Raw genomic sequence first — 312 nt, forward strand, 5'->3', positions numbered from 1 at the left:
AGGTGGGGGTGGTGGCCTTGCTCACCACTCCGGGAGACGAGCGGACGGACTGGCTGCACACCGGACAGGCCCTGCAGAGGGTGCTGCTGCACGCCGCCGTCCACGGGATCAGCGCGGCCTTCCACACGCAACTGCTGGAGTATCCGAATCTTCGTGATTTCGTCCGGACGGAGATCTGCTCCAAGGAGTTTCCGCAGATGGTGATCCGTCTGGGCTACCCGAGTAAGACGGCCCGCGGAGTCAGGCGCCCGTTGGCGGAGGTCCTCTCCGAGGAACGCGACCGGTGAGACTCGGCCAGGCCGGCGGCCTCCG

1 pseudogene is annotated in these 312 nt (G+C 67.3%); it reads left to right on the forward strand.

Annotated features, from left to right (window positions below):
* Window positions 1–287, forward strand: a pseudogene (locus QSK34_RS37660) (Acg family FMN-binding oxidoreductase); the annotation flags it as partial.
* Window positions 288–312 lie beyond the last annotated feature (25 nt).

This window comes from Herbidospora sp. NBRC 101105 (assembly GCF_030269205.1).
Classification (GTDB): domain Bacteria; phylum Actinomycetota; class Actinomycetes; order Streptosporangiales; family Streptosporangiaceae; genus Herbidospora; species Herbidospora solisilvae.